General features: G+C 65.3%; 23 protein-coding genes. 17 read left to right on the plus strand and 6 right to left on the minus strand.

From position 1 onward, the window contains the following. Nucleotides 1-8: 8 nt before the first annotated feature. The 14 genes from ACM62G_RS08805 (at nt 9) to ureC (ending at nt 13,070) form a co-directional block, all read left to right on the plus strand. Nucleotides 9-797 (plus strand): ABC transporter ATP-binding protein, encoded by a 789-nt coding sequence (locus ACM62G_RS08805; RefSeq protein ID WP_273822179.1) that lies wholly within the window; start codon nt 9-11, stop codon nt 795-797. After that, on the plus strand, nt 794-1,744 hold the full coding sequence (locus tag ACM62G_RS08810; protein WP_054062168.1) for an ABC transporter substrate-binding protein: 951 nt from the start codon (nt 794-796) through the stop codon (nt 1,742-1,744). Before ACM62G_RS08805 ends, ACM62G_RS08810 begins: the two co-directional genes overlap by 4 nt. After that, nucleotides 1,741-2,751 carry a FecCD family ABC transporter permease gene (locus ACM62G_RS08815; protein ID WP_419737017.1) on the plus strand — a complete coding sequence of 337 codons (1,011 nt, stop codon included), beginning with the start codon at nt 1,741-1,743 and terminating at the stop codon, nt 2,749-2,751. The genes ACM62G_RS08810 and ACM62G_RS08815 overlap by 4 nt, the downstream gene beginning before the upstream one ends. Nucleotides 2,752-3,041: 290 nt before the next feature. Continuing rightward, on the plus strand, nt 3,042-4,307 hold the full coding sequence (urtA, locus tag ACM62G_RS08820; RefSeq protein WP_054061503.1) for an urea ABC transporter substrate-binding protein: 1,266 nt from the start codon (nt 3,042-3,044) through the stop codon (nt 4,305-4,307). Nucleotides 4,308-4,484: 177 nt separating this feature from the next. Then, a complete protein-coding gene (urtB, locus tag ACM62G_RS08825; protein ID WP_419737018.1) occupies nt 4,485-5,990 on the plus strand; it encodes an urea ABC transporter permease subunit UrtB in 1,506 nt (501 codons plus the stop codon). Then, the gene (gene urtC, locus ACM62G_RS08830; protein WP_054062165.1) at nt 5,990-7,069 is read left to right on the plus strand and encodes an urea ABC transporter permease subunit UrtC; all 1,080 of its coding nucleotides are present in this window, start codon (nt 5,990-5,992) and stop codon (nt 7,067-7,069) included. Before urtB ends, urtC begins: the two co-directional genes overlap by 1 nt. Beyond that, nucleotides 7,066-7,926, plus strand: coding sequence for an urea ABC transporter ATP-binding protein UrtD (urtD, locus tag ACM62G_RS08835; protein WP_273822171.1), 861 nt, complete (start codon nt 7,066-7,068; stop codon nt 7,924-7,926). Before urtC ends, urtD begins: the two co-directional genes overlap by 4 nt. Before the next feature lie 126 nt (nt 7,927-8,052). Continuing rightward, complete coding sequence (urtE, locus tag ACM62G_RS08840; RefSeq protein WP_054061350.1) at nt 8,053-8,751, plus strand: urea ABC transporter ATP-binding subunit UrtE; 699 nt, start codon at nt 8,053-8,055, stop codon at nt 8,749-8,751. Between the two features lie 30 nt (nt 8,752-8,781). Continuing rightward, nucleotides 8,782-9,621, plus strand: coding sequence for an urease accessory protein UreD (locus tag ACM62G_RS08845; protein WP_054062163.1), 840 nt, complete (start codon nt 8,782-8,784; stop codon nt 9,619-9,621). 52 nt (nt 9,622-9,673) lie between these two features. After that, the gene (gene ureA, locus ACM62G_RS08850; RefSeq protein WP_003221215.1) at nt 9,674-9,976 is read left to right on the plus strand and encodes an urease subunit gamma; all 303 of its coding nucleotides are present in this window, start codon (nt 9,674-9,676) and stop codon (nt 9,974-9,976) included. An 8-nt stretch (nt 9,977-9,984) separates the two neighbouring features. Continuing rightward, a complete protein-coding gene (locus tag ACM62G_RS08855; RefSeq protein WP_054062161.1) occupies nt 9,985-10,518 on the plus strand; it encodes a GNAT family N-acetyltransferase in 534 nt (177 codons plus the stop codon). A 4-nt stretch (nt 10,519-10,522) separates the two neighbouring features. Next, entirely contained in the window at nt 10,523-11,056 is a 534-nt protein-coding gene (locus ACM62G_RS08860) for a GNAT family N-acetyltransferase (protein WP_054058374.1), read from the plus strand. Next, entirely contained in the window at nt 11,053-11,373 is a 321-nt protein-coding gene (locus tag ACM62G_RS08865; protein ID WP_054058375.1) for an urease subunit beta, read from the plus strand. Before ACM62G_RS08860 ends, ACM62G_RS08865 begins: the two co-directional genes overlap by 4 nt. Beyond that, nucleotides 11,370-13,070 carry an urease subunit alpha gene (gene ureC / locus ACM62G_RS08870; RefSeq protein ID WP_273822156.1) on the plus strand — a complete coding sequence of 567 codons (1,701 nt, stop codon included), beginning with the start codon at nt 11,370-11,372 and terminating at the stop codon, nt 13,068-13,070. The genes ACM62G_RS08865 and ureC overlap by 4 nt, the downstream gene beginning before the upstream one ends. A gap of 154 nt (nt 13,071-13,224) precedes the next feature. On the opposite strand, the gene ACM62G_RS08875 is transcribed toward ureC, so the two are convergent. Next, on the minus strand, nt 13,225-13,530 hold the full coding sequence (locus ACM62G_RS08875) for a chaperone modulator CbpM (protein WP_054058377.1): 306 nt from the start codon (nt 13,528-13,530) through the stop codon (nt 13,225-13,227). 2 nt (nt 13,531-13,532) lie between these two features. Next, entirely contained in the window at nt 13,533-14,480 is a 948-nt protein-coding gene (locus tag ACM62G_RS08880) for a DnaJ C-terminal domain-containing protein (protein ID WP_054058378.1), read from the minus strand. A gap of 282 nt (nt 14,481-14,762) precedes the next feature. On the opposite strand from ACM62G_RS08880, the gene ACM62G_RS08885 reads away from it, so the two are divergent. Then, nucleotides 14,763-16,028: an Hsp70 family protein gene (locus tag ACM62G_RS08885; protein WP_419737019.1), complete on the plus strand. Its 1,266-nt coding sequence runs from the start codon at nt 14,763-14,765 to the stop codon at nt 16,026-16,028. 161 nt (nt 16,029-16,189) lie between these two features. On the opposite strand, the gene ACM62G_RS08890 is transcribed toward ACM62G_RS08885, so the two are convergent. The 3 genes from ACM62G_RS08890 to ACM62G_RS08900 all read right to left on the minus strand — a co-directional run bounded on the left by ACM62G_RS08890 (nt 16,190) and on the right by ACM62G_RS08900 (nt 18,537). Next, nucleotides 16,190-17,200 carry an AI-2E family transporter gene (locus tag ACM62G_RS08890; RefSeq protein ID WP_054058380.1) on the minus strand — a complete coding sequence of 337 codons (1,011 nt, stop codon included), beginning with the start codon at nt 17,198-17,200 and terminating at the stop codon, nt 16,190-16,192. Between the two features lie 159 nt (nt 17,201-17,359). After that, nucleotides 17,360-17,659 (minus strand): PsiF family protein, encoded by a 300-nt coding sequence (locus ACM62G_RS08895; RefSeq protein WP_054058381.1) that lies wholly within the window; start codon nt 17,657-17,659, stop codon nt 17,360-17,362. A gap of 92 nt (nt 17,660-17,751) precedes the next feature. Continuing rightward, a complete protein-coding gene (locus ACM62G_RS08900; RefSeq protein WP_054058382.1) occupies nt 17,752-18,537 on the minus strand; it encodes an AraC family transcriptional regulator in 786 nt (261 codons plus the stop codon). 100 nt (nt 18,538-18,637) lie between these two features. Here ACM62G_RS08900 and ACM62G_RS08905 point away from each other — a divergent pair, with 100 nt between their 5' ends. Beyond that, nucleotides 18,638-19,528 (plus strand): DMT family transporter, encoded by an 891-nt coding sequence (locus ACM62G_RS08905; RefSeq protein WP_419737020.1) that lies wholly within the window; start codon nt 18,638-18,640, stop codon nt 19,526-19,528. On the opposite strand, the gene ACM62G_RS08910 is transcribed toward ACM62G_RS08905, so the two are convergent. Further along, nucleotides 19,509-20,399: an esterase/lipase family protein gene (locus tag ACM62G_RS08910; protein ID WP_419737021.1), complete on the minus strand. Its 891-nt coding sequence runs from the start codon at nt 20,397-20,399 to the stop codon at nt 19,509-19,511. The genes ACM62G_RS08905 and ACM62G_RS08910 overlap by 20 nt on opposite strands. A 253-nt stretch (nt 20,400-20,652) precedes the next feature. Here ACM62G_RS08910 and ACM62G_RS08915 point away from each other — a divergent pair, with 253 nt between their 5' ends. Further along, a complete protein-coding gene (locus ACM62G_RS08915; RefSeq protein WP_419737022.1) occupies nt 20,653-21,183 on the plus strand; it encodes a ferritin-like domain-containing protein in 531 nt (176 codons plus the stop codon). Nucleotides 21,184-21,230: the final 47 nt, after the last annotated feature.

Below are 21,230 nucleotides of genomic sequence, written 5' to 3' on the forward strand. Positions count from 1 at the left end.
AGCAGACAATGACCTCGCTGACCCTCGCCAACCTGGCCTGGACACCCCCGGACCAGGGCCACTGCCATCACCGGTTCCAACTGCGTGACGCCCACCTGCAGGTGGCGGCGGGCGAGTTCGTCGGCCTGATCGGGCCCAACGGCAGCGGCAAGACCAGCCTGCTCAAGTGCGCCTATCGCTTCAGCCAGCCGGAAAACGGCGAGGTCCTGCTCGAACACCGGAACGTCTGGCAGCAGTCGCCACGCTGGTGCGCCCGGCGCATTGCCGTGGTCCTGCAGGAATTTCCCGATGCCTTCGGCCTGACCGTCGAGGAAGTGGTCGCCATGGGCCGCACACCGCACAAGAAACTGTTCGACGGCGAAACCGGGCACGACCGCCAGCTGATTCACCAGGCACTGCAGTCGGTGAACATGCTCGGCTTCGAGGACCACGCCTTCGCCACCCTCTCCGGTGGCGAAAAGCAGCGGGTGATCCTCGCCCGCGCCCTGGCACAGCAACCGCAACTGCTGATTCTCGACGAACCGACCAATCACCTCGACCCACGCTACCAGCTGGAATTGCTGACCCTGGTCAGACGCCTGAACATCGGCACCCTCGCCAGCATCCACGACCTCAACCTGGCCGCCGCCTTCTGCGATCGGCTGTACGTGCTCGACCACGGCCGCATCGTCGCCAGCGGTACCCCGCAGGCGGTGCTGAACGCCGACCTGCTACGCGAGGTGTTCGGCGTCGAAGCCCTGGTCGACAACCACCCGCTGGGTGGCTACCCACGCATCACCTGGATAACCCAACCATGAAGAGACTGCGCCTGGCGCTCTGCCTCGGCTCCCTGTTCGCCTCGACGGCCTGCCTGGCCGAATCGACGCACTACCCGTTGACGATCCACAGTTGCAACCGCGAGGTGACGTTCCAGCAAGCCCCCCGCCATGCGCTCAGCCACGACATCAACATGACCCGGATGATGCTCGCCCTTGGCCTGAAGTCGCGCATGGTCGGCTACAGCGGCATCAGCGGCTGGAAGTCGGTCACCCCGGAAATGGCCAGGAGCCTCGACGGCCTGCCCGAGCTGGCGGCCAAGTACCCGTCGGTGGAGACCCTGCTCAACGCCAACGTCGACTTTTTCTTCGCCGGCTGGGACTACGGCATGCGCGTCGGTGGCGACCTTACGCCACAAACCCTGGCGCCGCTGGGCATCAACGTCTACGAGCTGACCGAGTCCTGCGCCTTCGTGATGAAGCGTCCGGCCGCCAGCCTCGACGACACCTACAACGACCTGCGCAACCTCGGACGGATCTTCGACGTGCAGGACCGCGCCGAAGCGCTGATCGCGCAGATGCAGGCCCGCGTCGCCGACGTGCAGAAAGACCTGCCGGCCGACCGGCCGCGGGTCTTCCTCTACGACAGCGGCGAAGACCGTGCCATGACCTCCGGTCGCCTGGCCATGCCCCAGGCACTGATCGAGGCGGCCGGCGGGCGCAATGTGCTGGATGACGTCGAGGCGAGCTGGACCCGGGTGAACTGGGAAAGCGTGGTGGAGAAGAACCCACAGGTGATCGTCATCGTCGACTACAGCGAAATCACCGCCGAGCAGAAGCAGCACTTCCTGGAGAGCAACCCGGCCCTGCAGTCGGTGGAGGCGATCCGCAATAAACGCTTCGTGGTCATCCCCTATGTCGAGGCGACACCGGGCATCGATAACGTCCACGCCATCGAAACCCTGGCCAAGGCGTTCCATCCACGATGATGAGCCGTCGCTATACCCTGCTGCTGGTCGTGCTCAGCGCACTGCTGCTGGTGTCCTGCGTGGTGTCGCTGGGCTCCGGTCCGGCGCGGCTGCCGGTGGACCTGGTGTGGCGCATCCTGGCGTACAAGCTGTTGGGCAGCGGCACACCGGACTGGAGCCCCGGCCAGGACCATATCGTCTGGCTGATCCGCGTCCCGCGCATGCTGCTGGGGGCCCTGGTCGGTGCCGGCCTGGCGCTGATCGGCGCGGTGCTGCAGGCGGTGACCCGCAACCCGCTGGCCGACCCGCACCTGCTCGGCGTGACATCCGGGGCCACCCTCGGTGCGGTGATCGTGGTGCTGCATGTCGGTGAAATTGCCGGCCTGCTGAGCCTGCCCATCGCCGCCTTCATCGGCGCCCTGGGCAGCATGCTGCTGGTGCTGGGCATCGCCAGTCGCAATGGCCGGCTGGACAGCGAGCGCCTGCTGCTGTGCGGGGTGGCGGTGTCCTTCGTGATGATGGCGCTGGCCAATCTGCTGCTGTTTCTCGGCGACCACCGGGCCAGTTCCGCGGTGATGTTCTGGATGCTCGGCGGCCTCGGCCTGGCGCGCTGGGAGTTGCTGCTGGTGCCGATGCTGAGCGTGCTCTGCGGGCTGCTCCTGCTGCTCGGCATGGCGCGGTCGCTGAACGCGCTGATGGCCGGCGAACAGACCGCCGTGACCCTCGGCCTGAGCGCACGCCATGTGCGCCTCAAGGTGTTCCTGATCGCTTCGCTGATGACCGGCGTGCTGGTTTCCATCAGCGGTTCGATCGGCTTCGTCGGGCTCATGGTGCCGCACATCGCCCGCTACCTGGTGGGCGCGGAACACCGCAGGCTGCTGCCGGTGTCGGCGCTGCTCGGCAGCCTGTTCCTCATCTGGGTCGATGTCGCCGCACGCACCCTCATCGCCCCGGAGGACCTGCCGATCGGCGTAGCCACCGCGGCCATCGGCGGCCTGTTTTTCATCGGCCTGATGCGGCGCCGGTAAGGGCGCTACTCCATCCTGTGGGGAGCGGGCTTGCCGGGGCACCGAACCGCCGGGGCCCGCGATACGGCTGACAGCTTCGCAGGCAAGCCCGCTCCCGCAGAGCACCAATCTGGCGCTCCCGGCGCACCGCGCAGCTCACGCCGCCCCCGCTTGGTGCGACTGTTCAGACCAGCTACCGGGCAAAGCGCGCTGTTGCGGCCCTCCGCGAACTCGGCACACCCCTTGCAAAACCCTCTTCAGCATCTGCATCTGCCAACCCCAAAAAAAATTGAGACCCTGGAGATCGCAACATGAAGCGTCGTAGTTTGATCAAGGCTTTTACCCTGACGGCATCGATTGCCGCCATGGGCCTGACCTGGACCGTCGAGGCCGCCGAGACCATCAAGGTCGGCATCCTGCATTCGCTTTCCGGCACCATGGCGATCTCCGAGACTTCGCTCAAGGACATGGCGCTGATGACCATCGACGAGATCAACGCCAAAGGCGGGGTCAACGGCAAGATGCTCGAGCCGGTGGTGGTCGACCCGGCCTCCAACTGGCCGCTGTTCGCCGAGAAGAGCCGCCAGTTGCTGACCCAGGACAAGGTCGCGGTGGTGTTCGGCTGCTGGACCTCGGTATCGCGCAAATCGGTGCTGCCCGTATTCGAGGAACTCAATGGTCTGCTGTTCTACCCGGTGCAATACGAAGGCGAAGAAATGTCGCCAAACGTCTTCTACACCGGCGCCGCGCCAAACCAGCAGGCGATCCCGGCGGTGGAATACCTGATGAGCGAGGATGGCGGCAGCGCCAAGCGCTTCTTCCTGCTCGGTACCGACTACGTCTACCCGCGCACCACCAACAAGATCCTGCGCGCGTTCCTGCATTCCAAGGGCGTGGCGGACAAGGATATCGAAGAGGTCTACACCCCGTTCGGCCATGCCGACTACCAGACCATTGTCGCCAACATCAAGAAATTCTCCGCCGGCGGCAAGACCGCGGTCATCTCCACCGTCAACGGCGACTCCAACGTACCGTTCTACAAGGAACTGGCGAACCAGGGCCTGAAGGCCACCGACGTACCGGTGGTGGCCTTCTCCGTCGGCGAGGAAGAACTGCGTGGCATCGACACCAAGCCACTGGTGGGCAACCTCGCCGCCTGGAACTACTTCGAGTCGGTGAACAACCCGGTGAACCAGAAGTTCGTCGCCGACTGGAAGGCCTATGCCAAGAAGAAAAACCTGCCGGGCGCCGACAAGGCGGTGACCAACGACCCGATGGAAGCCACCTACGTCGGCATCCACATGTGGGCCCAGGCGGTGGAAAAAGCCAAATCCACCGATGTCGACAAGGTCCGCGAAGCCCTCGCCGGGCAGACCTTCGCCGCACCGTCGGGCTACACCCTGACCATGGACAAGACCAACCACCACCTGCACAAGCCGGTGATGATCGGCGAGATCCAGCCGGACGGTCAGTTCAACGTGGTCTGGCAGACCGAAGGGCCGATCCGTGCCCAGCCCTGGAGCCCGTTCATTCCGGGCAACGACAAGAAGCCGGACTATGCGGTGAAGAGCAACTGAGTCATCGGGCCTGGAACAGCTGTCCAGGCCCGATCCACACCCTGTGGGAGCGGGCTTGTCGCGGCGCCGAACCGCCGCGAAGAACGATGACGCGATGCACCTGACACACCGCGTCGCCCTTACGCTTCGCCGGCAAGCCGGCTCCCACGGTGTACGTGCGTTTTCAAGGACCTCGTTATGCCCACTGCCCTTCGTCGCCTGATCCTCACCGCACTCCTGGCGCTGCCCATGACCGCTCAAGCCAGCGATGCCAGCGACTTCATCGCGGCCAACCCGACCCAACAGGCCAGGCTGCTGGAAAGCTGGGCCGCCCAGCCGGACCCGGCCCGTATCGAGTTGATCGCCAGCCTGCAACAGGGCGAGATCAGCGTCGACGGCGCGCCGGCCCAACCGGTACGCCTGAACAACCGCCTGCGCGGCCTGATCGACACCGCGGTCGCCGCCCAGCAACTGCTCGCCGCCGATGCCAAGGTGCGCCTCGCCGCCGCCCTGCAACTGCAGAAAAGCGCCAAACCGGCACAGCTTCCCTTCCTCGACAGGCAACTGGCCGGGGAAACCAACCCCGACGTGCATGCCGCCCTGAGCCTGGCCCTGGCCAACCTGCAACTGGTCGACCCCAACCCCGGCATCCGCCTGGCCGCGGTGCGCCTGCTCGGCGAGAGCGGCGATCCCCTGGCCCGCACCCGCCTCGAAGACCTGCTGCAACCCGGCGTGGAGTCGGATGCCGGCGTGCACACCGCCGCCGAGACCAGCCTGGCCCAGGTCAAGCGCAAGCTGATGGTCGGCGAACTGCTCGGCCAGGCCTTCAGCGGCATGTCCCTGGGCTCGATCCTGCTGCTGGCGGCCCTCGGCCTGGCCATCACCTTCGGCCTGCTCGGGGTGATCAACATGGCCCACGGCGAGATGCTGATGCTCGGTGCCTACGCCACCTACGGCGTGCAACTGCTGTTCCAGCGCCTCATGCCCCAGGCCCTCGACTACTATCCGCTGGTGGCCCTGCCGGTGGCGTTCTTCGTCACCGCCGCCATCGGCATGGCCCTGGAGCGCACGGTGATCCGCCACCTCTACGGCCGGCCACTGGAGACCCTGCTCGCCACCTGGGGCATCAGCCTGATGCTGATCCAACTGGTGCGCCTGCTGTTCGGCGCGCAGAACGTCGAGGTCGCCAACCCGAGCTGGCTGTCCGGTGGTATCCAGGTCCTGCCCAACCTCGTGCTGCCCTACAGCCGCCTGGTGATCATCGCCTTCGCCCTGTTCGTGGTGGCGCTGACCTGGCTGCTGCTGAACCGCACCCGCCTCGGCCTGAACGTGCGCGCCGTGACCCAGAACCGCAACATGGCCGCCTGCTGCGGCGTACCCACCGGCCGCGTCGACATGCTCGCCTTCGGCCTCGGCTCGGGGATCGCCGGACTCGGCGGCGTGGCCCTGAGCCAGATCGGCAACGTCGGTCCCGACCTCGGCCAGAGCTACATCATCGACTCGTTCCTAGTGGTGGTGCTCGGCGGCGTCGGCCAGTTGGCCGGCAGCGTCACCGCCGCGTTCGGCCTGGGGATCGCCAACAAGATCCTCGAACCGCAGATCGGCGCGGTACTGGGCAAGATCCTGATCCTCGCGCTGATCATTCTGTTTATCCAGAAACGTCCGCAAGGGCTCTTCGCACTGAAAGGACGGGTGATCGACTGATGAACCAGCCCCTGCTGTTGAGCGCCACCCAAAAGGCCGGCCCACGCCTGACGATCGCCGTCGGCGGCCTGCTCCTGGCCCTGCTGCTGGCCCTGCCGCTGCTCTCGCTGCTGCCGGCGCAGAACCCGCTGCAGGTCTCGGCCTATACCCTGACCCTGGTGGGCAAGATCCTCTGCTACGCCATCGTCGCCCTCGCCCTCGACCTGGTCTGGGGCTATGCCGGGCTGCTGTCCCTGGGCCACGGCCTGTTCTTCGCCCTGGGCGGCTACGCCATGGGCATGTACCTGATGCGCGAAGCCTCCGGCGACCAGTTGCCGGCGTTCATGACCTTCCTGTCGTGGAGCGAACTGCCGTGGTACTGGGTCGGCACCGAACATTTCCTCTGGGCCCTGTGCCTGGTGGTGCTGGCGCCGGGACTGTTGGCGCTGGTGTTCGGTTTCTTCGCCTTCCGCTCGCGGATCAAGGGCGTGTATTTCTCGATCATGACCCAGGCCCTGACCTTCGCCGCGATGCTGCTGTTCTTTCGCAACGAGACCGGTTTCGGCGGCAACAACGGCTTCACCAACTTCCGCAGCATCCTCGGCTTCGGCATCACCGAGCCGGGCACCCGTGCCGCGCTGTTCCTGGCCACCGTGCTGCTGTTGCTGGCCAGCCTGTACAGCGGCTGGCGGCTGGCGCGCAGCAAGTTCGGCCGGGTGCTGACCGCCCTGCGCGACGCGGAGAACCGGCTGATGTTCTGCGGCTACGACCCACGCGGCTTCAAGCTGTTCGTCTGGGTCCTGAGCGCGGTGCTGTGCGGCCTGGCCGGGGCGCTGTACGTGCCCCAGGTGGGGATCATCAACCCCAGCGAAATGTCGCCGACCAACTCCATCGAGGCTGCCGTCTGGGTCGCCCTCGGCGGCCGCGGCACGCTGGTCGGCCCGCTGCTCGGCGCCGGCCTGGTCAATGGCATGAAGAGCTGGTTCACCGTGGCCTTCCCGGAATACTGGCTGTTCTTCCTCGGCGCACTGTTCATCGTCGTCACCCTGTACCTGCCCAAGGGCGTGATCGGCCTGCTGAAGAAAAGGGGCGAAGCATGAGAATCACACCGACCGCCGAGTTCATGCTCGAGCCCGTATTCGACGCCAACCGCGATGCCGGCGCCGGCCGCGATGCCATCGGCCTCGGCCAGGCCGCCGGCAAGGGGCTCGATACCCGCCATGGAACCATCCTGACCCTGGAGGGCATCAGTGTCAGCTTCGATGGTTTCAAGGCGCTGAACGACCTCAACCTGTACATCGGCGTCGGCGAGCTGCGCTGCATCATCGGCCCCAACGGGGCCGGCAAGACCACCCTGATGGACGTGATCACCGGCAAGACCCGGCCCGGCCTGGGCAAGGCCTGGTTCGGCGAAACCCTGGACCTGACGCAGATGAGCGAAGTGCAGATCGCCCAGGCCGGGATCGGCCGCAAGTTCCAGAAACCCACGGTGTTCGAAGCCCTGAGCGTGTTCGAAAACCTCGAGCTGGCGCAGAAGACCGACAAGTCGGTGTGGGCCAGCCTGCGCGCACGCCTGACGGGCGAGCAGAAGGACCGCATCGCCGAGGTACTGGAGACCATCCGCCTGACGGCCTCGGTCAATCGCCCCGCAGGTCTGTTGTCCCACGGCCAGAAGCAGTTCCTGGAGATCGGCATGCTGCTGATGCAGGACCCGCAATTGCTGCTGCTCGACGAACCGGTGGCCGGCATGACCGACGCCGAGACCGAGTTCACCGCCGAGCTGTTCAAGAGCCTGGCCGGCAAGCATTCGCTGATGGTGGTGGAACACGACATGGGCTTCGTCGGCGCGATCGCCGACCACGTGACCGTGTTGCACCAGGGCAGCGTGCTGGCCGAAGGCTCGCTGGCGCAGGTACAGGAAAACGAGCGCGTCATCGAGGTCTACCTCGGCCGCTGAAACGACGCGCCCCTGTAGGAGCCGGGCTTGCCCGCGAAGGCGTCCTGACGATCGCTAAAAGCTTCGCGGGCAAGCCACGCTCCTACAAGGGGCGATGCAAGACAAGACAGAGTGGGGAAACTGAGCATGCTGCAAGTCGACAAGCTGCACCAATACTACGGCGGTAGCCACATCCTGCGCGGCCTGTCGTTCGATGTGAAAGTCGGTGAGATCACCTGCCTGCTCGGGCGCAACGGCGTGGGCAAGACCACCCTGCTCAAATGCCTGATGGGCCTGCTGCCCACCCGCGAAGGCAGCGTCAACTGGGAGGGCAGCGCCATTACCGGGTTCAAGCCGCACCAGCGGGTGCACGCCGGGATCGCCTATGTGCCCCAGGGCCGGGAGATCTTCGGCCGGCTGACCGTCGAGGAAAACCTGCTGATGGGCCTGTCGCGCTTTCCCGCCTCGCAGGCCCGGGAAGTCCCCGCGTTCATTTACGAGCTGTTCCCGGTCCTGCAGCAGATGAAGCATCGGCGCGGTGGCGACCTCTCCGGCGGTCAGCAGCAACAGCTGGCGATCGGCCGGGCGCTGGCCAGTCGTCCGCGGCTGCTAATCCTCGATGAACCGACCGAGGGCATCCAGCCTTCGGTCATCAAGGAAATCGGTGCGGTGATCCGCAAACTGGCGGCCCGCGGCGACATGGCGATCCTGCTGGTGGAGCAGTTCTACGACTTCGCCGCCGAGCTGGCCGACCAGTACCTGGTGATGTCCCGGGGCGAGATCATCCAGCAGGGCCGCGGAGAAAATATGGAAGCCGAGGGTGTACGCGGGTTGGTTACGATCTAACCTGTAGCGTCCGGACAATAATCGATCATCATGACCTCATCTGCCACCAACGCCCTGTTCACACCCAGCTGGCACGCCGAGCTGGAGCTGGGTTACGCCCGCTTCGGCGACACCACACGGCCGGTCCGCCGCCGTCACCTGGGCCCGCTGCGGGTACAGAAACACCTGTATGCCGAAGGCCCCGAAGTCTGCCAGCACATCATCGTTCATCCGCCCGGCGGGATCGCCGGCGGCGACCGGCTGGACATCAGCGCCCACGTCGAACGCGACGCCTGGGCACAGTTGACCAGCCCCGGCGCGGCCAAGTGGTATCGCGCCAGCGGGCCCGCCCACCAGAGCATCAGGCTCCGGGTCGGCGCTGGCGCCACCCTGGAATGGCTGCCCCAGGAAACCATCGTGTTCAGCGCGGCCCAGGCCGAGCTCGACACCCGGATCGAGCTGGAAGGCGATGCCCGGCTGTTCTACTGGGACATGGTTGCCCTCGGCCGCCCGGCCAGCGGCGAACGCTTCGACCTCGGCCACTTCCAGTCCCACCTGGACATCCGCCGCGACGGGCGGCCGCTCTGGCACGAACGCCAGCGCATTCTCGGCAGCGACGGCCTGCTGGACTCGCCGATCGGGCTCGACGGCCAACCGGTCTTCGCCACCCTGCTGGTCACCGGTGACATCGACAGCGAACTGCTCGAACGCTGCCGCCACCTGCCGACACCGGTGCGCGGCGACCTCAGCCAACTGCCCGGCCTGCTGGTGGCCCGCTGCCTGGCCGGGCAGGCGCTGCATGCGCGGGCCTGGCTGATCGAGCTGTGGCGGCTGCTACGGCCGACGCTGCTGGGCCGCGAGGCCGTGCCGCCGAGGATCTGGAATACATGAACTGCCCCTACGACTTGCGTTTTTCAACTGCCTGCCAACGGATCTGTAAACCATGGACCTGACTCCCCGCGAAAAAGACAAACTGCTGATTTTCACCGCCGGCCTGGTCGCCGAACGACGCCTTGCCCGCGGGGTGAAACTCAATTATCCGGAAGCCATGGCCTACATCTCGGCCGCGCTGCTCGAAGGCGCCCGCGACGGCCAGACCGTGGCCGAACTGATGCACTACGGCACCACGCTGCTCAGCCGCGAACAGGTGATGGAAGGCATCCCGGAGATGATCCCGGAGATCCAGGTCGAAGCGACTTTCCCCGACGGTACCAAGCTGGTCACCGTCCACCAGCCGATCGTCTGAGGCCGCCCATGTCCTACGTCATCCGCGATGCCCTGCATGCCGACCTGCCGGCCATTCGCGACATCTACAACGACGCGGTGCTCAACACCACGGCGATCTGGAACGAGCAACCGGTGGACCTCGGCAACCGCCAGGCCTGGTTCAGCGCCCGCCAGGCCCAGGCCTACCCGATCCTGGTGATCGTCGACAGTACCGACAGCGTGCTCGGCTACGCTTCCTTCGGTGACTGGCGGCCCTTCGAGGGCTTCCGCCACACCGTCGAACACTCGGTGTACGTGCGCAACGACCAGCGCGGCAACGGCCTGGGACCCAGGCTGATGACGGCGCTGATCGAACGCGCCCGCCATGGCGGCAAGCACATCATGGTCGCCGCCATCGAGAGTGGTAACAGCGCCTCCATTCGCCTGCATGAACGCCTGGGTTTCGTCACCACCGGGCAGATGCCCCAGGTGGGGGTGAAGTTCGGCCGCTGGCTGGACCTGACCTTCATGCAACTGTGCCTGAACCCGGGCGCCCTGCCGCCCGCCATCGCCAAGGAGTAAGCCGATGAACGCTGCCCAGCTGCGTCGCGTGACCCACGAAAGCTTTGCGCATTACCGCCAGGGGCTGATCGAATTGTTGCTCGATGCCGTGGAGCACGGTGCCTCCGTAGGCTTCATGGCCGATCTCGATGCACGCCAGGCGCGTGCCTATTTCGACGGTGTGCAGGCGGCCCTGGACAACGGCGGCCTGCTGCTCTGGGTGGTGGTGCGTAACGAACAGGTGCTGGCCAGCGTGCAACTGCAGTTGTGCCAGAAGCCCAACGGGCAGAACCGTGCCGAAGTGCAGAAACTGCTGGTGCGGGGCGAGGCCCGTCGCCATGGTCTCGGCCAGCAGTTGATGCAGGCCGTGGAGCAGGCGGCCCGCGAACAGCGGCGCGGCCTGTTGTACCTCGACACCCAGGCCGGCTCCGATGCCGAAGCCTTCTACCGCGCCCTCGGCTACACCCGGGTGGGCGAACTGCCGGATTACTGCACCACACCGGACGGCCGGCATCACCCGACCGCCATTTACTTCAAGACTCTGGGACGACCCGAATGATTCCTGGTGAATATCAGATCCAGCCTGGCGACATCGAGCTCAATGCCGGTCGCCGGACCGTCAGTCTGAGCGTGGCCAACAGCGGCGACCGACCGATCCAGGTCGGCTCCCACTACCACTTCTTCGAAACCAACGACGCCCTGAGCTTCGACCGCGCCGCCAGCCGCGGCATGCGCCTGAACATCCCGGCCGGCACCGCGGTGCGCTTCGAGCCGGGGCAAAGCCGCGAGGTCGAACTGGTGGAACTGGCCGGGCTGCGCCGCGTGTTCGGCTTTGCCGGCCGGGTCATGGGCAATCTGGACAAGGAACCGACATGAAGATTTCCCGACAAGCCTACGCCGACATGTTCGGCCCCACCGTCGGCGACAAGGTCCGCCTGGCGGACACCGAGCTGTGGATCGAAGTGGAGAAGGACTTCACCACCTACGGTGAGGAAGTGAAGTTCGGCGGCGGCAAGGTGATCCGCGACGGCATGGGCCAGGGCCAACTGCTCGCCGCCGAGGTGGTCGACACCCTGATCACCAACGCCCTGATCATCGACCACTGGGGCATCGTCAAGGCCGACGTCGGCCTCAAGGACGGACGCATCGCCGCCATCGGCAAGGCCGGCAACCCGGATATCCAGCCCGACGTGACCATCGCCGTCGGTGCCAGTACCGAAGTGATCGCCGGCGAGGGCATGATCCTCACCGCCGGCGGTATCGACACCCACATCCACTTCATCTGCCCGCAGCAGATCGAAGAGGCGCTGATGAGCGGCGTCACCACCATGATCGGCGGCGGCACCGGGCCGGCCACCGGCAGCAACGCCACCACCTGCACCTCCGGGCCCTGGCACCTGGCACGCATGCTCCAGGCCGCCGACGCCTTCCCGATGAACATCGGCCTGACCGGCAAGGGCAACGCCAGCCTGCCGGAACCGCTGGTCGAACAGGTCAGGGCCGGTGCCATCGGCCTCAAGCTCCACGAGGACTGGGGCACCACCCCGGCGTCGATCGACAATTGCCTGGGCGTGGCCGACCAGTACGACGTGCAGGTGGCGATCCATACCGACACCCTCAACGAGTCCGGTTTCGTCGAAACCACCCTGGGCGCGTTCAAGGGCCGCACCATCCACACCTATCACACCGAGGGTGCCGGTGGTGGCCATGCGCCGGACATCATCAAGGCCTGCGGCTTCGCCAACGTCCTGCCGAGTTCGACCAACCCGACCCGGCCGTTCACCCGCAACACCATCGACGAGCACCTGGACATGCTGATGGTCTGCCACCACCTCGACCCCAGCATCGCCGAGGACGTGGCCTTCGCCGAGAGCCGCATCCGTCGCGAGACCATCGCCGCCGAGGACATCCTGCACGACCTCGGCGCGTTCTCGATGATCAGTTCGGACAGCCAGGCCATGGGCCGGGTCGGCGAAGTGATCACCCGCACCTGGCAGACCGCCGACAAGATGAGGAAACAGCGCGGGCCGCTGCCGGGCGACGGTGAAGGCAACAGCAACTTCCGGGTCAAGCGCTACATCGCCAAGTACACCATCAACCCGGCGATCACCCATGGCATCAGCCATGAGGTCGGTTCCATCGAAGTGGGCAAGTGGGCCGACCTGGTGCTCTGGCGCCCGGCCTTCTTCGGCATCAAGCCGACGCTGATCCTCAAGGGCGGCGCGATTGCCGCCAGCCTGATGGGCGATGCCAACGCCTCGATCCCGACGCCTCAGCCGGTGCACTACCGGCCGATGTTCGCCAGCTTCGGCGGCTCGCGGCATGCCACCAGCCTGACCTTCATCAGCCAGGCGGCGCTGGAAGCGGGGTTGCCCGAGAAGCTCGGGTTGAAGAAGCGGATCGCCGTGGTCAAGGGCTGTCGCGACGTGCAGAAGACCGACCTGATCCACAACGACTATCTGCCGCAGATCGAGGTCGACCCGCAGACCTACCAGGTCAAGGCCGATGGCGTACTGCTGTGGTGCGAGCCGGCGGAGGTGCTGCCGATGGCGCAGCGCTACTTCCTCTTCTGATACGAGGCCGCCGGGCAAGGCTCCGCGTTCAGCGGGGCCTGTTCGTGGATAACCGTGTCAGCGTCGTTCGCAGGGTTCATGCACGGCGCGAGCACTTGTGGGGCCGGACTCAGCCGCGAACAAGCGGGCGGGCCGGCCACCGTCCCCACAAGACTCAGTCGGGGACGAAACGCTGCAACCGCTGGCGCAGCATCTGGTTCTCCGCGCGCAATTGCCGGACTTCGCCCAACAGCTCCAGGGCCAGGGCGACGCCCTGCCACTCCAGTTCCAGATCCTGGCGCAGCTTCGCCGCACGCCGGGCAATCGGCAGTTCATGGTCGAGAAAACGCCAGGCGTCCGGTGAGCGGCCCTGAGGTTCGAGGATGCCGTGTTCGACGATTTCGATCACACAGGCGACCGGCAGGTCGGACGCCTCGCAGAAGGCTTGCATATCCAGTTGAACGCTCAGGGCAGGACTCATGATCAACTACTCCATTGTTCTCTCGGGTCGAATGCGGCCTTCTTCGCCAGTTCCTGCCACAACGCCTTCACCGCGTCGTCGCTGTGCCTGGGCATGACCGCCTTGAGTTGCACGAACAGATAACCGCGTTGCCCGGCCTTGTTCAGCAGGCCATGGCCCTTGGCCCGCATGCGCTGGCCGTTCTGGCTGCCGGCGGGCACCTTCAGATTGATTTTACCCGTCAGGGTCGGTACCGCCACTTCGGTCCCCAGCGCCAGCTCCCACGGTGCCAGCGGCAACGTGATGATCAGGTTCTCACCTTCGACATCGAATTTGGGGTGAGGTGCGAAACGGATGGTCAGGTACAGATCGCCATTGGCCCCGCCGCCGACACCCGGTGCGCCCTGGCCCTTGAGGCGGATGCGTTCGCCGTCGGTCACCCCGGCCGGAATCTTCACGTTCAGGCTCTTGCTGGTGTTGCTCACATGCTGGCCGGCCGCGTTGTACTGAGGCACCTGGAAGGTGACCTTCTTCGACTCGTTCGACAGGCTCTCTTCCAGGAAGATCGGTAATTCCATTTCCACGTCTTGTCCTCGCCGGCCGGCGCTGCGACCTGATTGTCCGCCACCAAATCCGGCGCCGCGCGAGCCGAAGATCGAACTGAAGAAGTCCGAGAAGTCACCGCCGCCGCCAAACCCACCGTTGCCACCACGCCCCTGCCAGCCAGGCGGGCCCTGGAACGGCTGGCCGTGCTGGCCGTATTTGCGCAGTTCATCGTACTCGGCGCGCTTGTCGGCGCTTTTCAGCGCTTCGTAGGCTTCCGAGGCGTCCTTGAACTTGGCCTCGGCGTCCTTTTCCTTGCTGACATCCGGGTGGTACTTGCGCGCCAGCTTGCGGTACGCGGCCTTGATCGCCTTGTCATCCGCCGTCGGCTCGACACCCAGGATCTTGTAGTAGTCTTTGAAGTCCATCTAGGGATCACCCTGCATTATCGATATCGCGCCGCTCGGCAGGACACAGCATGCGCCTTCGCGATCTCAAGGCTGTGACTGGGCGGGGCGTCAGAAGTTTATCGGCCGTGCCGGCGATTTCTTGTCATCGCCGATACACAACACGAACCAGTGACAGCAAGTTTGGGTGCAATGGCGCACCTTTCAAGTCATCCATGCACGATTGAGTGGATAACCGGCCTTCGATTCCGCGCTCGACTGGCATACACTGCGCGGCCGTTTTTTCACCGGAACTCGAAAGACATGAAAGACGCCTCTGCGGCCCGTGCCTGCGGCATCGACTTCGGCACGTCCAACTCCACTGTCGGCTGGCTGCGCCCCGGCATGGAAACGCTGATCGCACTGGAGGACGACAAGATCACCCTGCCTTCGGTGGTCTTCTTCAATATCGAGGAACGCCGCCCGGTCTACGGCCGGCTGGCCCTGCACGAGTATCTGGAAGGTTACGAAGGCCGCCTGATGCGCTCGCTCAAGAGCCTGCTGGGCTCCAAGCTGATCAAGCACGACACCAGCGTGCTGGGCACCGCCCTGCCGTTCAAGGACCTGCTCGGGATGTTCATCGGTCAGTTGAAGGGCCGCCTGGAAGCGACCGCCGGTCGGGAGTTCGAGCAGGTGGTGCTGGGCCGCCCGGTGTTTTTCGTCGATGACGACCCGGTTGCCGATCAGGAAGCCGAGGACACCCTGGTGGAAGTGGCGAAGAAGATCGGCTTCAAGGAGGTGTCCTTCCAGTACGAACCGATTGCCGCGGCCTTCGACTACGAGTCGAGCATCGAGCGCGAGGAACTGGTGCTGATCGTCGACATCGGCGGCGGTACCTCGGACTTCTCGCTGGTGCGCCTGTCGCCGCAGCGTCGCGGCCTGGACGAGCGTCATGAAGACATCCTCGCCACCGGCGGCGTGCACGTCGGCGGTACCGACTTCGACAAGCAGTTGAGCCTGCAGGGCGTGATGCCGCTGTTCGGCTACGGCAGCCGGATGAAGAGCGGCGCCTACATGCCCACCAGCCACCACATGAACCTGGCGACCTGGCACACCATCAACTCGGTGTACTCGCAGAAGTCCCAGCTGGCCCTGGGCAGCATGCGCTACGACATCGAGGACACCGTGGGCATCGACCGTCTGTTCAAGCTGATCGAACAGCGCGCCGGACACTGGCTGGCGATGGAAGTCGAGGAAACCAAGATCCAGCTGACCCATGCCGAGAACCGGCATGTGCCACTGGACCGCATCGAGGCCGGCCTGAGCGTCGACCTGAGCCGCGCGCTGTTCGAGTCGTCGATCGACAACCTGCTGGAACGGATTCGCCAGAGCGTCACGCAGATCCTCGGCACCGCCTGTGTATCCGTCGAGCAGGTCGACACGGTGTTCTTCACCGGCGGTTCAAGCGGCATCCCGGCGCTGCGCCAAAGCGTCGCGGCCATGCTGCCGAACGCCCGGCACGTCGAAGGGAACATCTTCGGCAGCATCGGCAGCGGCCTGGCGATCGACGCGCAGAAGCGCTACGGCTGATCCTGCGCCCGCGGATCAGGAACACGAACCCAACGAACTGCGACACCTTGTAGGAGCAAGGCTTGCCTGCGAAAGCGATGCCGGAATCGTCAAATGCTTCGCGGGCAAGCCGGGTCGCCGCGGCGCCAGCGCCTATAAGTCCTGCAGCACGACTGCGCCAGTCAGACCAGCTCCGCCCGCTTCAACTCGCTCTTGAGGTACGCGTAGTAGATCGGCCCCGCCACCACCCCGGGCAGGCCGAACGCCGCCTCGAACACCAGCATCGCCATCAGCAGTTCCCAGGACTTGGCACTGATCTGCCCGCCGACGATCCGCGCGTTGAGGAAGTATTCCAGCTTGTGGATGAAGATCAGGTAACCCAGCGCCGCCGCCGCGACCCAGATCGACAGCGACAGGGCGACGATGGTGATCAGGGTGTTGGACATCAGGTTGCCGATGACCGGCAGCAGCCCCAGCAGGAAGGTCAGCACGATCAGCGTCTTGGTCAGCGGCAGCTTGATCCCGCACAGCGGCAGGATCACCGCGAGGAACACGGCGGTGAACGCGGTATTGAGCGCCGAGATCTTGATCTGGGCGAAGACGATATTGCGAAACGCCTGCACCAGCAGGCGCAGGCGGTCGAACAACGCCGCCGCCAGCGGTTTGCGCTGGCTGGCATCGGGCACATGCTGCAGCGCGACGATCGCCCCCAGCACCATGCCGATCAGCAACGTCACGAACATGTGCGCCGCATCCTTGCCCACCAGTTGCAACTCGCTCAGGTGACGCTTGAGCCATTCGCCGATGGCCACCTGGAATTCCGCCGCGCTGGCCGGCAGGTAGGCATCGATGAACGGTGGCAACTGTCCGCGGGCCTTGTCCACCACCTGCATGAACTTGCCCAGGGAAGCGCCGGGATTTTCCGCCTCGTGCAGCAGGAAGCTGATGGCCCCGGCAAAGATCAGCGCCAGCACGCTGACGATCAGGGTACCCAGCAGCACGACCGCCAGCCAGCGCGCGCGGCGCCCGGCAATCAGGTGTTCGAGCTTGGGCGTAAGCATGTTCACCAGTTCGAACACCAGCAGGCCGGCCAACAGGCTCGGCAGCAGCCGCAGCGGCAGGACCAGCAGCAGGCTGCCGCAGACGATGATCAAACTGGCCAAGACTACATAACGCTGGGGAAACGCCGACATACAGCCTCAAAACGTAAAGAGAGCCAAGGGATTGGCAGTCTGCCAGCGTTCATGTGACAGAACCAGGGGGACGTACACGCGACGATACAAACTCCCCCGCGACCCAACTCGACCGCCGAAGACCTCCAACTGCCACCCTGGAGGTCCTGTCGGCCCGGGCTACTTCTTCAGGCAGGTGCTCATGAAGGTCTTGCGCTCGTCGCCCTTGAGCGCCTTGGCGGTGGCGTCGGCATTGCAGGTCTTCATCTTGTCCTGCTGGGTCATCGCCTTGGCCGGTTGGGCCTTCAGGCAGTTGCTCATGAAGGCTTTGCGTTCATCGCCCTTGAGGGCCTTGGTGGTGGCTTCGGCATTGCAGGTTTTCATCTTGTCCTGCTGGGCCTGTTGGGCAGCAGTGGCGGCAAAGCCCTGGGAGCACAGCAACAGGCCAGCCAGCAACAAAGGGATACGCAGCATGTTCATGGAGTTTTCTCCTGGTTGCCGCACCGATGGGCACGGCTCCCGAAGAAGTGTAGACAAACCCTGTTACACCTCCAGCGGCCAGCCCCCCCTGCTCAAGGCAGCCGTGACTGGCGTCGGTACTGCTCCGGTGTACAGCCGGCCTGGCGCTGGAACATGGCAATGAAGGCCGAAGCGGTGCTGTAGCCCATGTCGAAGGCGATCTCCTGGACGCTGCGACCGCCTTCCAGGGCCTGAACCGAACAGACGAACCGCAGGCGCTGGCGCCACTCGCCAAAACTCACCCCCAGTTCACGCACGAACAGGCGCGCCAGGGTCCGCTCGCTGACATGCAGGCCGGCCGCCCATTGCGCCAGCGAGCGGTTGTCCGCCGGGTCGTCCTGCAATCCTTCGAGCACGCTGAGCAGGCCCGGGTCGTCGGAGTACGGCAGGTAGGAGCTGTGGACCTTGGCCAGGTGCAGCTGGTCCACCAGCACCTGGGCCAGGCGGATATCGGCAGGATCACAGGGGATCTTCACGTCGCGCCGGGCGAAATCGCCGAGGATCGCCTTGAGGATGTCGCTGATGGCCAGGGTGCTCGCCACCTCGGGCATGCCACGGCAGTGCTCCTCGGCCACATAGACCGAGCGGTAGACGATTGCCTGGGTGTTGTAGGCACTGTGCTCGGTGCCGGGCGGAATCCACAGGGCATAGCGCGATGGCGACATGAAGCGCCGGCCGGCCACTTCGTAATGGATGACGCCATGGGACACGTAGTCCAGCGAGCCCCAGCGATGACGGTGGCTGGCCGCATGACTGCCAGGACCGAATTCGGCATAGCGAAAATACACCGGTGCCGGCAAATCAGGGAAAGAAGGGATCTCGATGGGGATCTTGCGCATGCTGTCCGGATTCCGACGCCGATTGACCGGATTGAAGTATAAGTCTTGATTCGGACAAACGGATAATTCGCCTCATCCTGTCCTTGCGGTCTCAACTCCCATGCAATACGCGTTTCCCCTGCTGGCCATCCTCATCTGGGCCGGCAACACCGTCGTCAACAAAATGGCCGTCGGGGCGATCTTCCCGGCGGAAATCGGCTTTTACCGCTGGCTGCTGGCGGCACTGCTGTTCACCCCCTTCCTGCTGCGCCCGGTCATCGCCAACCGCGCGGCGATCCGCCCGCACCTGGGCAGGATCGTCGCCCTCGGCGTGCTCGGCATGGTCGCCTACCAGAGCCTGGCCTACTACGCAGCGACCCTGACCACGGCGACCAACATGGGCATCATCCTGTCGCTGATGCCGTTGATGTCGCTGGCCCTGGCGATCGTCAGCCTCGGCCAGCGCCTGACCGCCGGCGCACTGTCCGGCGCGGCGCTGTCCTTCATCGGGGTGCTGGTGGTGGTCTCGGCGGGCGACCTCGCCTCGTTGCTGACCCATGGCCTGAACCTGGGCGACGCCATGATGCTCGGCGCGACCCTGGCCTATGCGGTCTACAGCACCCTGCTGAAAAAGTGGCAGTTGCGCCTGCCACCGTTGCAGTTGCTCTACCTGCAGATTCTGGTGGCGGTGGTCGCGCTGTTGCCGCTGTACCTGCTGTCGCCCAAGGTCGGCCCGAACCTGCACAACGCCGGCCTGGTGCTGTACGCCTGCCTGCTGGCCTCGATGCTCGCACCGCTGCTGTGGATGAAGGCGGTGGCCCGGCTGGGCCCGAGCCGCACGGTACTGTTCTTCAACCTGCTGCCGCTGCTCACCGCGCTGATCGCCGCCGGGGTCCTGCGTGAACAACTGGCGCTGTATCACCTGCTGGGCGGCGCCATGACGCTGGGCGGGGTGATCCTCTCCGAGCGCTGGACCACGGCGCTGCGCCAGGTCAAAGCCCGGCAGCCTTGAGCCGCCGGGCATGCTCGACAAACAGCCGGATCGGCTCGGCGCCCTTGCCCACCAGGCCCAGTGACTGGTTGACGATATCGAAGTGATCGAGGGGATAGTCGTCGCCGATGACCGTCCCCAGGTGCGAACTGTAGCGTCCGACCATGCCATCGCACTGCCCGGCCTCGCGGATGAAGGTCCTGGCGAACAGCCGGCAACTGCGGTGGGTGCCGTCGAACAGATTGCGCCCACGATCGGTGATGCCCGGCTGCAGGATCCCCGCCCAGGAGTAGTAATGCACGCCATCGACCCGTTCCGCGCCCTGCCCACCCCAGCTGTCCGGCAACCCCTGGGGGTACTGGCGATTGAACAGGGCGACACCTTCGCTGGTCAGCGAGTGATGCGAGGCGTTCAGATCCATGGGCAACGCCGGGCCGCGACAGCCGGTTTCCAGCCAACCCATCAGCCGTGCGACGGCGCAGAGCACGAAGGTCAGCAGGCGCCCACGGGCACTGCTCGGCGGGTAGTGACGCAGGAAGTGATCCGCCAGTTCCGAGCCATGATTGGGCCCGGCTACCGAGGTCACCGAGGCCGCCCAATCCGGCCGCTTGGCCGCCGCATACCGCGCGGTCAGCGCGCCCTGGCTGTGACCGATCAGGTTGACCTTTTCCGCCCCTGTCTCGCGGCGGATCTGCTCGATCCGCGACAGCAGTTGTTCGCCCCGCACCTCATTGGAGTGCAGCGGCGAAACCCGGACCGGGAACACCGTTGCGCCGCCCGCGCGCAAGGCCGGGGTGATGCCATACCAGTAGGGAAACCACAGCAGCCGGACGAACCCGAGCATGCCCGGTACCAGCACCAGCGGATAACGCGTGGCGAGTTCTTGCGACATCAGTGAGCATCCATGACAGGTTACGAATGAGAGCCTAGTGGCCCGGAGTCGGGTATGCGAATCAGCCGCACAGGCCACTGAGCCAGGGGCGAAAGCATCGGCATGGAAGATGACAACACGGCGACATCCTGCGTTCGACCGCCCTTTACGTAACAATCGGATAAAACTTTTTCGCTCTCGCGCCACTCACACCCAGGGTAGCGATCTCGCCAACAGAGCGAGGCGCCCCAACCGGATCAGTCAGGAGATCGAGATGAGCGATATGCATTTGTCCGATGTAACCACCCTGCGTGAACGTGCGCGCAAGAATGTCGAGAACGGCGCGGTCACCGAAGGCTACGGGGCCGACCGCAGCGAAATCCTGCGGCTGCTCAACGAATCGCTGGCCACCGAGCTGGTCTGCATCCTGCGCTACAAGCGCCACTACTTCATGGCCACCGGGCTCAAGGCCAGTGTCGCTGCCGACGAGTTCCTCGAGCACGCCAACCAGGAAATGGCCCACGCCGACCGGCTGGCCGAGCGCATCGTGCAACTGGGCGGCGAGCCGGAGTTCAACCCGGACCTGCTGTCCCAGCAGTCCCATGCCCAGTACGTGGCCGGCAAGACCCTCAAGGAAATGGTCTACGAGGACCTGGTGGCCGAACGGATCGCGGTGGACAGCTACCGCGAGATCATCCAGTTCATCGGCGACCAGGACCCGACCACGCGGCGGATCTTCGAGGACATCCTAGCCCAGGAGGAAGAACATGCCGATGACATGGCGGACATCCTGCAGGATCTGTAGAGCACTGCCCGGCCCCCTGTAGGAGCGTGGCTTGCCCGCGAATAGGC

The sequence above is a fragment of the Pseudomonas sp. COR18 genome, from assembly GCF_048568395.1.
Lineage (GTDB): Bacteria > Pseudomonadota > Gammaproteobacteria > Pseudomonadales > Pseudomonadaceae > Aquipseudomonas > Aquipseudomonas fuscovaginae_B.

What these genes read in the sequence shown, in the direction of transcription:
- urtA (WP_054061503.1), top strand. Translation starts at nt 3,042, where the DNA reads ATGAAGCGTCGTAGTTTGATCAAGGCTTTTACCCTGACGGCATCGATT.
- ACM62G_RS08915 (WP_419737022.1), top strand. Translation starts at nt 20,653, where the DNA reads ATGAGCGATATGCATTTGTCCGATGTAACCACCCTGCGTGAACGTGCG.
- ACM62G_RS08890 (WP_054058380.1), bottom strand. Translation starts at nt 17,200, where the DNA reads ATGTCGGCGTTTCCCCAGCGTTATGTAGTCTTGGCCAGTTTGATCATC.
- ACM62G_RS08855 (WP_054062161.1), top strand. Translation starts at nt 9,985, where the DNA reads ATGTCCTACGTCATCCGCGATGCCCTGCATGCCGACCTGCCGGCCATT.
- urtE (WP_054061350.1), top strand. Translation starts at nt 8,053, where the DNA reads ATGCTGCAAGTCGACAAGCTGCACCAATACTACGGCGGTAGCCACATC.
- ACM62G_RS08910 (WP_419737021.1), bottom strand. Translation starts at nt 20,399, where the DNA reads ATGTCGCAAGAACTCGCCACGCGTTATCCGCTGGTGCTGGTACCGGGC.
- ACM62G_RS08865 (WP_054058375.1), top strand. Translation starts at nt 11,053, where the DNA reads ATGATTCCTGGTGAATATCAGATCCAGCCTGGCGACATCGAGCTCAAT.
- urtD (WP_273822171.1), top strand. Translation starts at nt 7,066, where the DNA reads ATGAGAATCACACCGACCGCCGAGTTCATGCTCGAGCCCGTATTCGAC.
- ACM62G_RS08880 (WP_054058378.1), bottom strand. Translation starts at nt 14,480, where the DNA reads ATGGACTTCAAAGACTACTACAAGATCCTGGGTGTCGAGCCGACGGCG.
- ACM62G_RS08860 (WP_054058374.1), top strand. Translation starts at nt 10,523, where the DNA reads ATGAACGCTGCCCAGCTGCGTCGCGTGACCCACGAAAGCTTTGCGCAT.
- ureA (WP_003221215.1), top strand. Translation starts at nt 9,674, where the DNA reads ATGGACCTGACTCCCCGCGAAAAAGACAAACTGCTGATTTTCACCGCC.
- ACM62G_RS08845 (WP_054062163.1), top strand. Translation starts at nt 8,782, where the DNA reads ATGACCTCATCTGCCACCAACGCCCTGTTCACACCCAGCTGGCACGCC.
- ACM62G_RS08810 (WP_054062168.1), top strand. Translation starts at nt 794, where the DNA reads ATGAAGAGACTGCGCCTGGCGCTCTGCCTCGGCTCCCTGTTCGCCTCG.
- ACM62G_RS08805 (WP_273822179.1), top strand. Translation starts at nt 9, where the DNA reads ATGACCTCGCTGACCCTCGCCAACCTGGCCTGGACACCCCCGGACCAG.
- ACM62G_RS08815 (WP_419737017.1), top strand. Translation starts at nt 1,741, where the DNA reads ATGATGAGCCGTCGCTATACCCTGCTGCTGGTCGTGCTCAGCGCACTG.
- urtB (WP_419737018.1), top strand. Translation starts at nt 4,485, where the DNA reads ATGCCCACTGCCCTTCGTCGCCTGATCCTCACCGCACTCCTGGCGCTG.
- ureC (WP_273822156.1), top strand. Translation starts at nt 11,370, where the DNA reads ATGAAGATTTCCCGACAAGCCTACGCCGACATGTTCGGCCCCACCGTC.
- ACM62G_RS08895 (WP_054058381.1), bottom strand. Translation starts at nt 17,659, where the DNA reads ATGAACATGCTGCGTATCCCTTTGTTGCTGGCTGGCCTGTTGCTGTGC.
- ACM62G_RS08875 (WP_054058377.1), bottom strand. Translation starts at nt 13,530, where the DNA reads ATGAGTCCTGCCCTGAGCGTTCAACTGGATATGCAAGCCTTCTGCGAG.
- ACM62G_RS08905 (WP_419737020.1), top strand. Translation starts at nt 18,638, where the DNA reads ATGCAATACGCGTTTCCCCTGCTGGCCATCCTCATCTGGGCCGGCAAC.
- urtC (WP_054062165.1), top strand. Translation starts at nt 5,990, where the DNA reads ATGAACCAGCCCCTGCTGTTGAGCGCCACCCAAAAGGCCGGCCCACGC.
- ACM62G_RS08900 (WP_054058382.1), bottom strand. Translation starts at nt 18,537, where the DNA reads ATGCGCAAGATCCCCATCGAGATCCCTTCTTTCCCTGATTTGCCGGCA.
- ACM62G_RS08885 (WP_419737019.1), top strand. Translation starts at nt 14,763, where the DNA reads ATGAAAGACGCCTCTGCGGCCCGTGCCTGCGGCATCGACTTCGGCACG.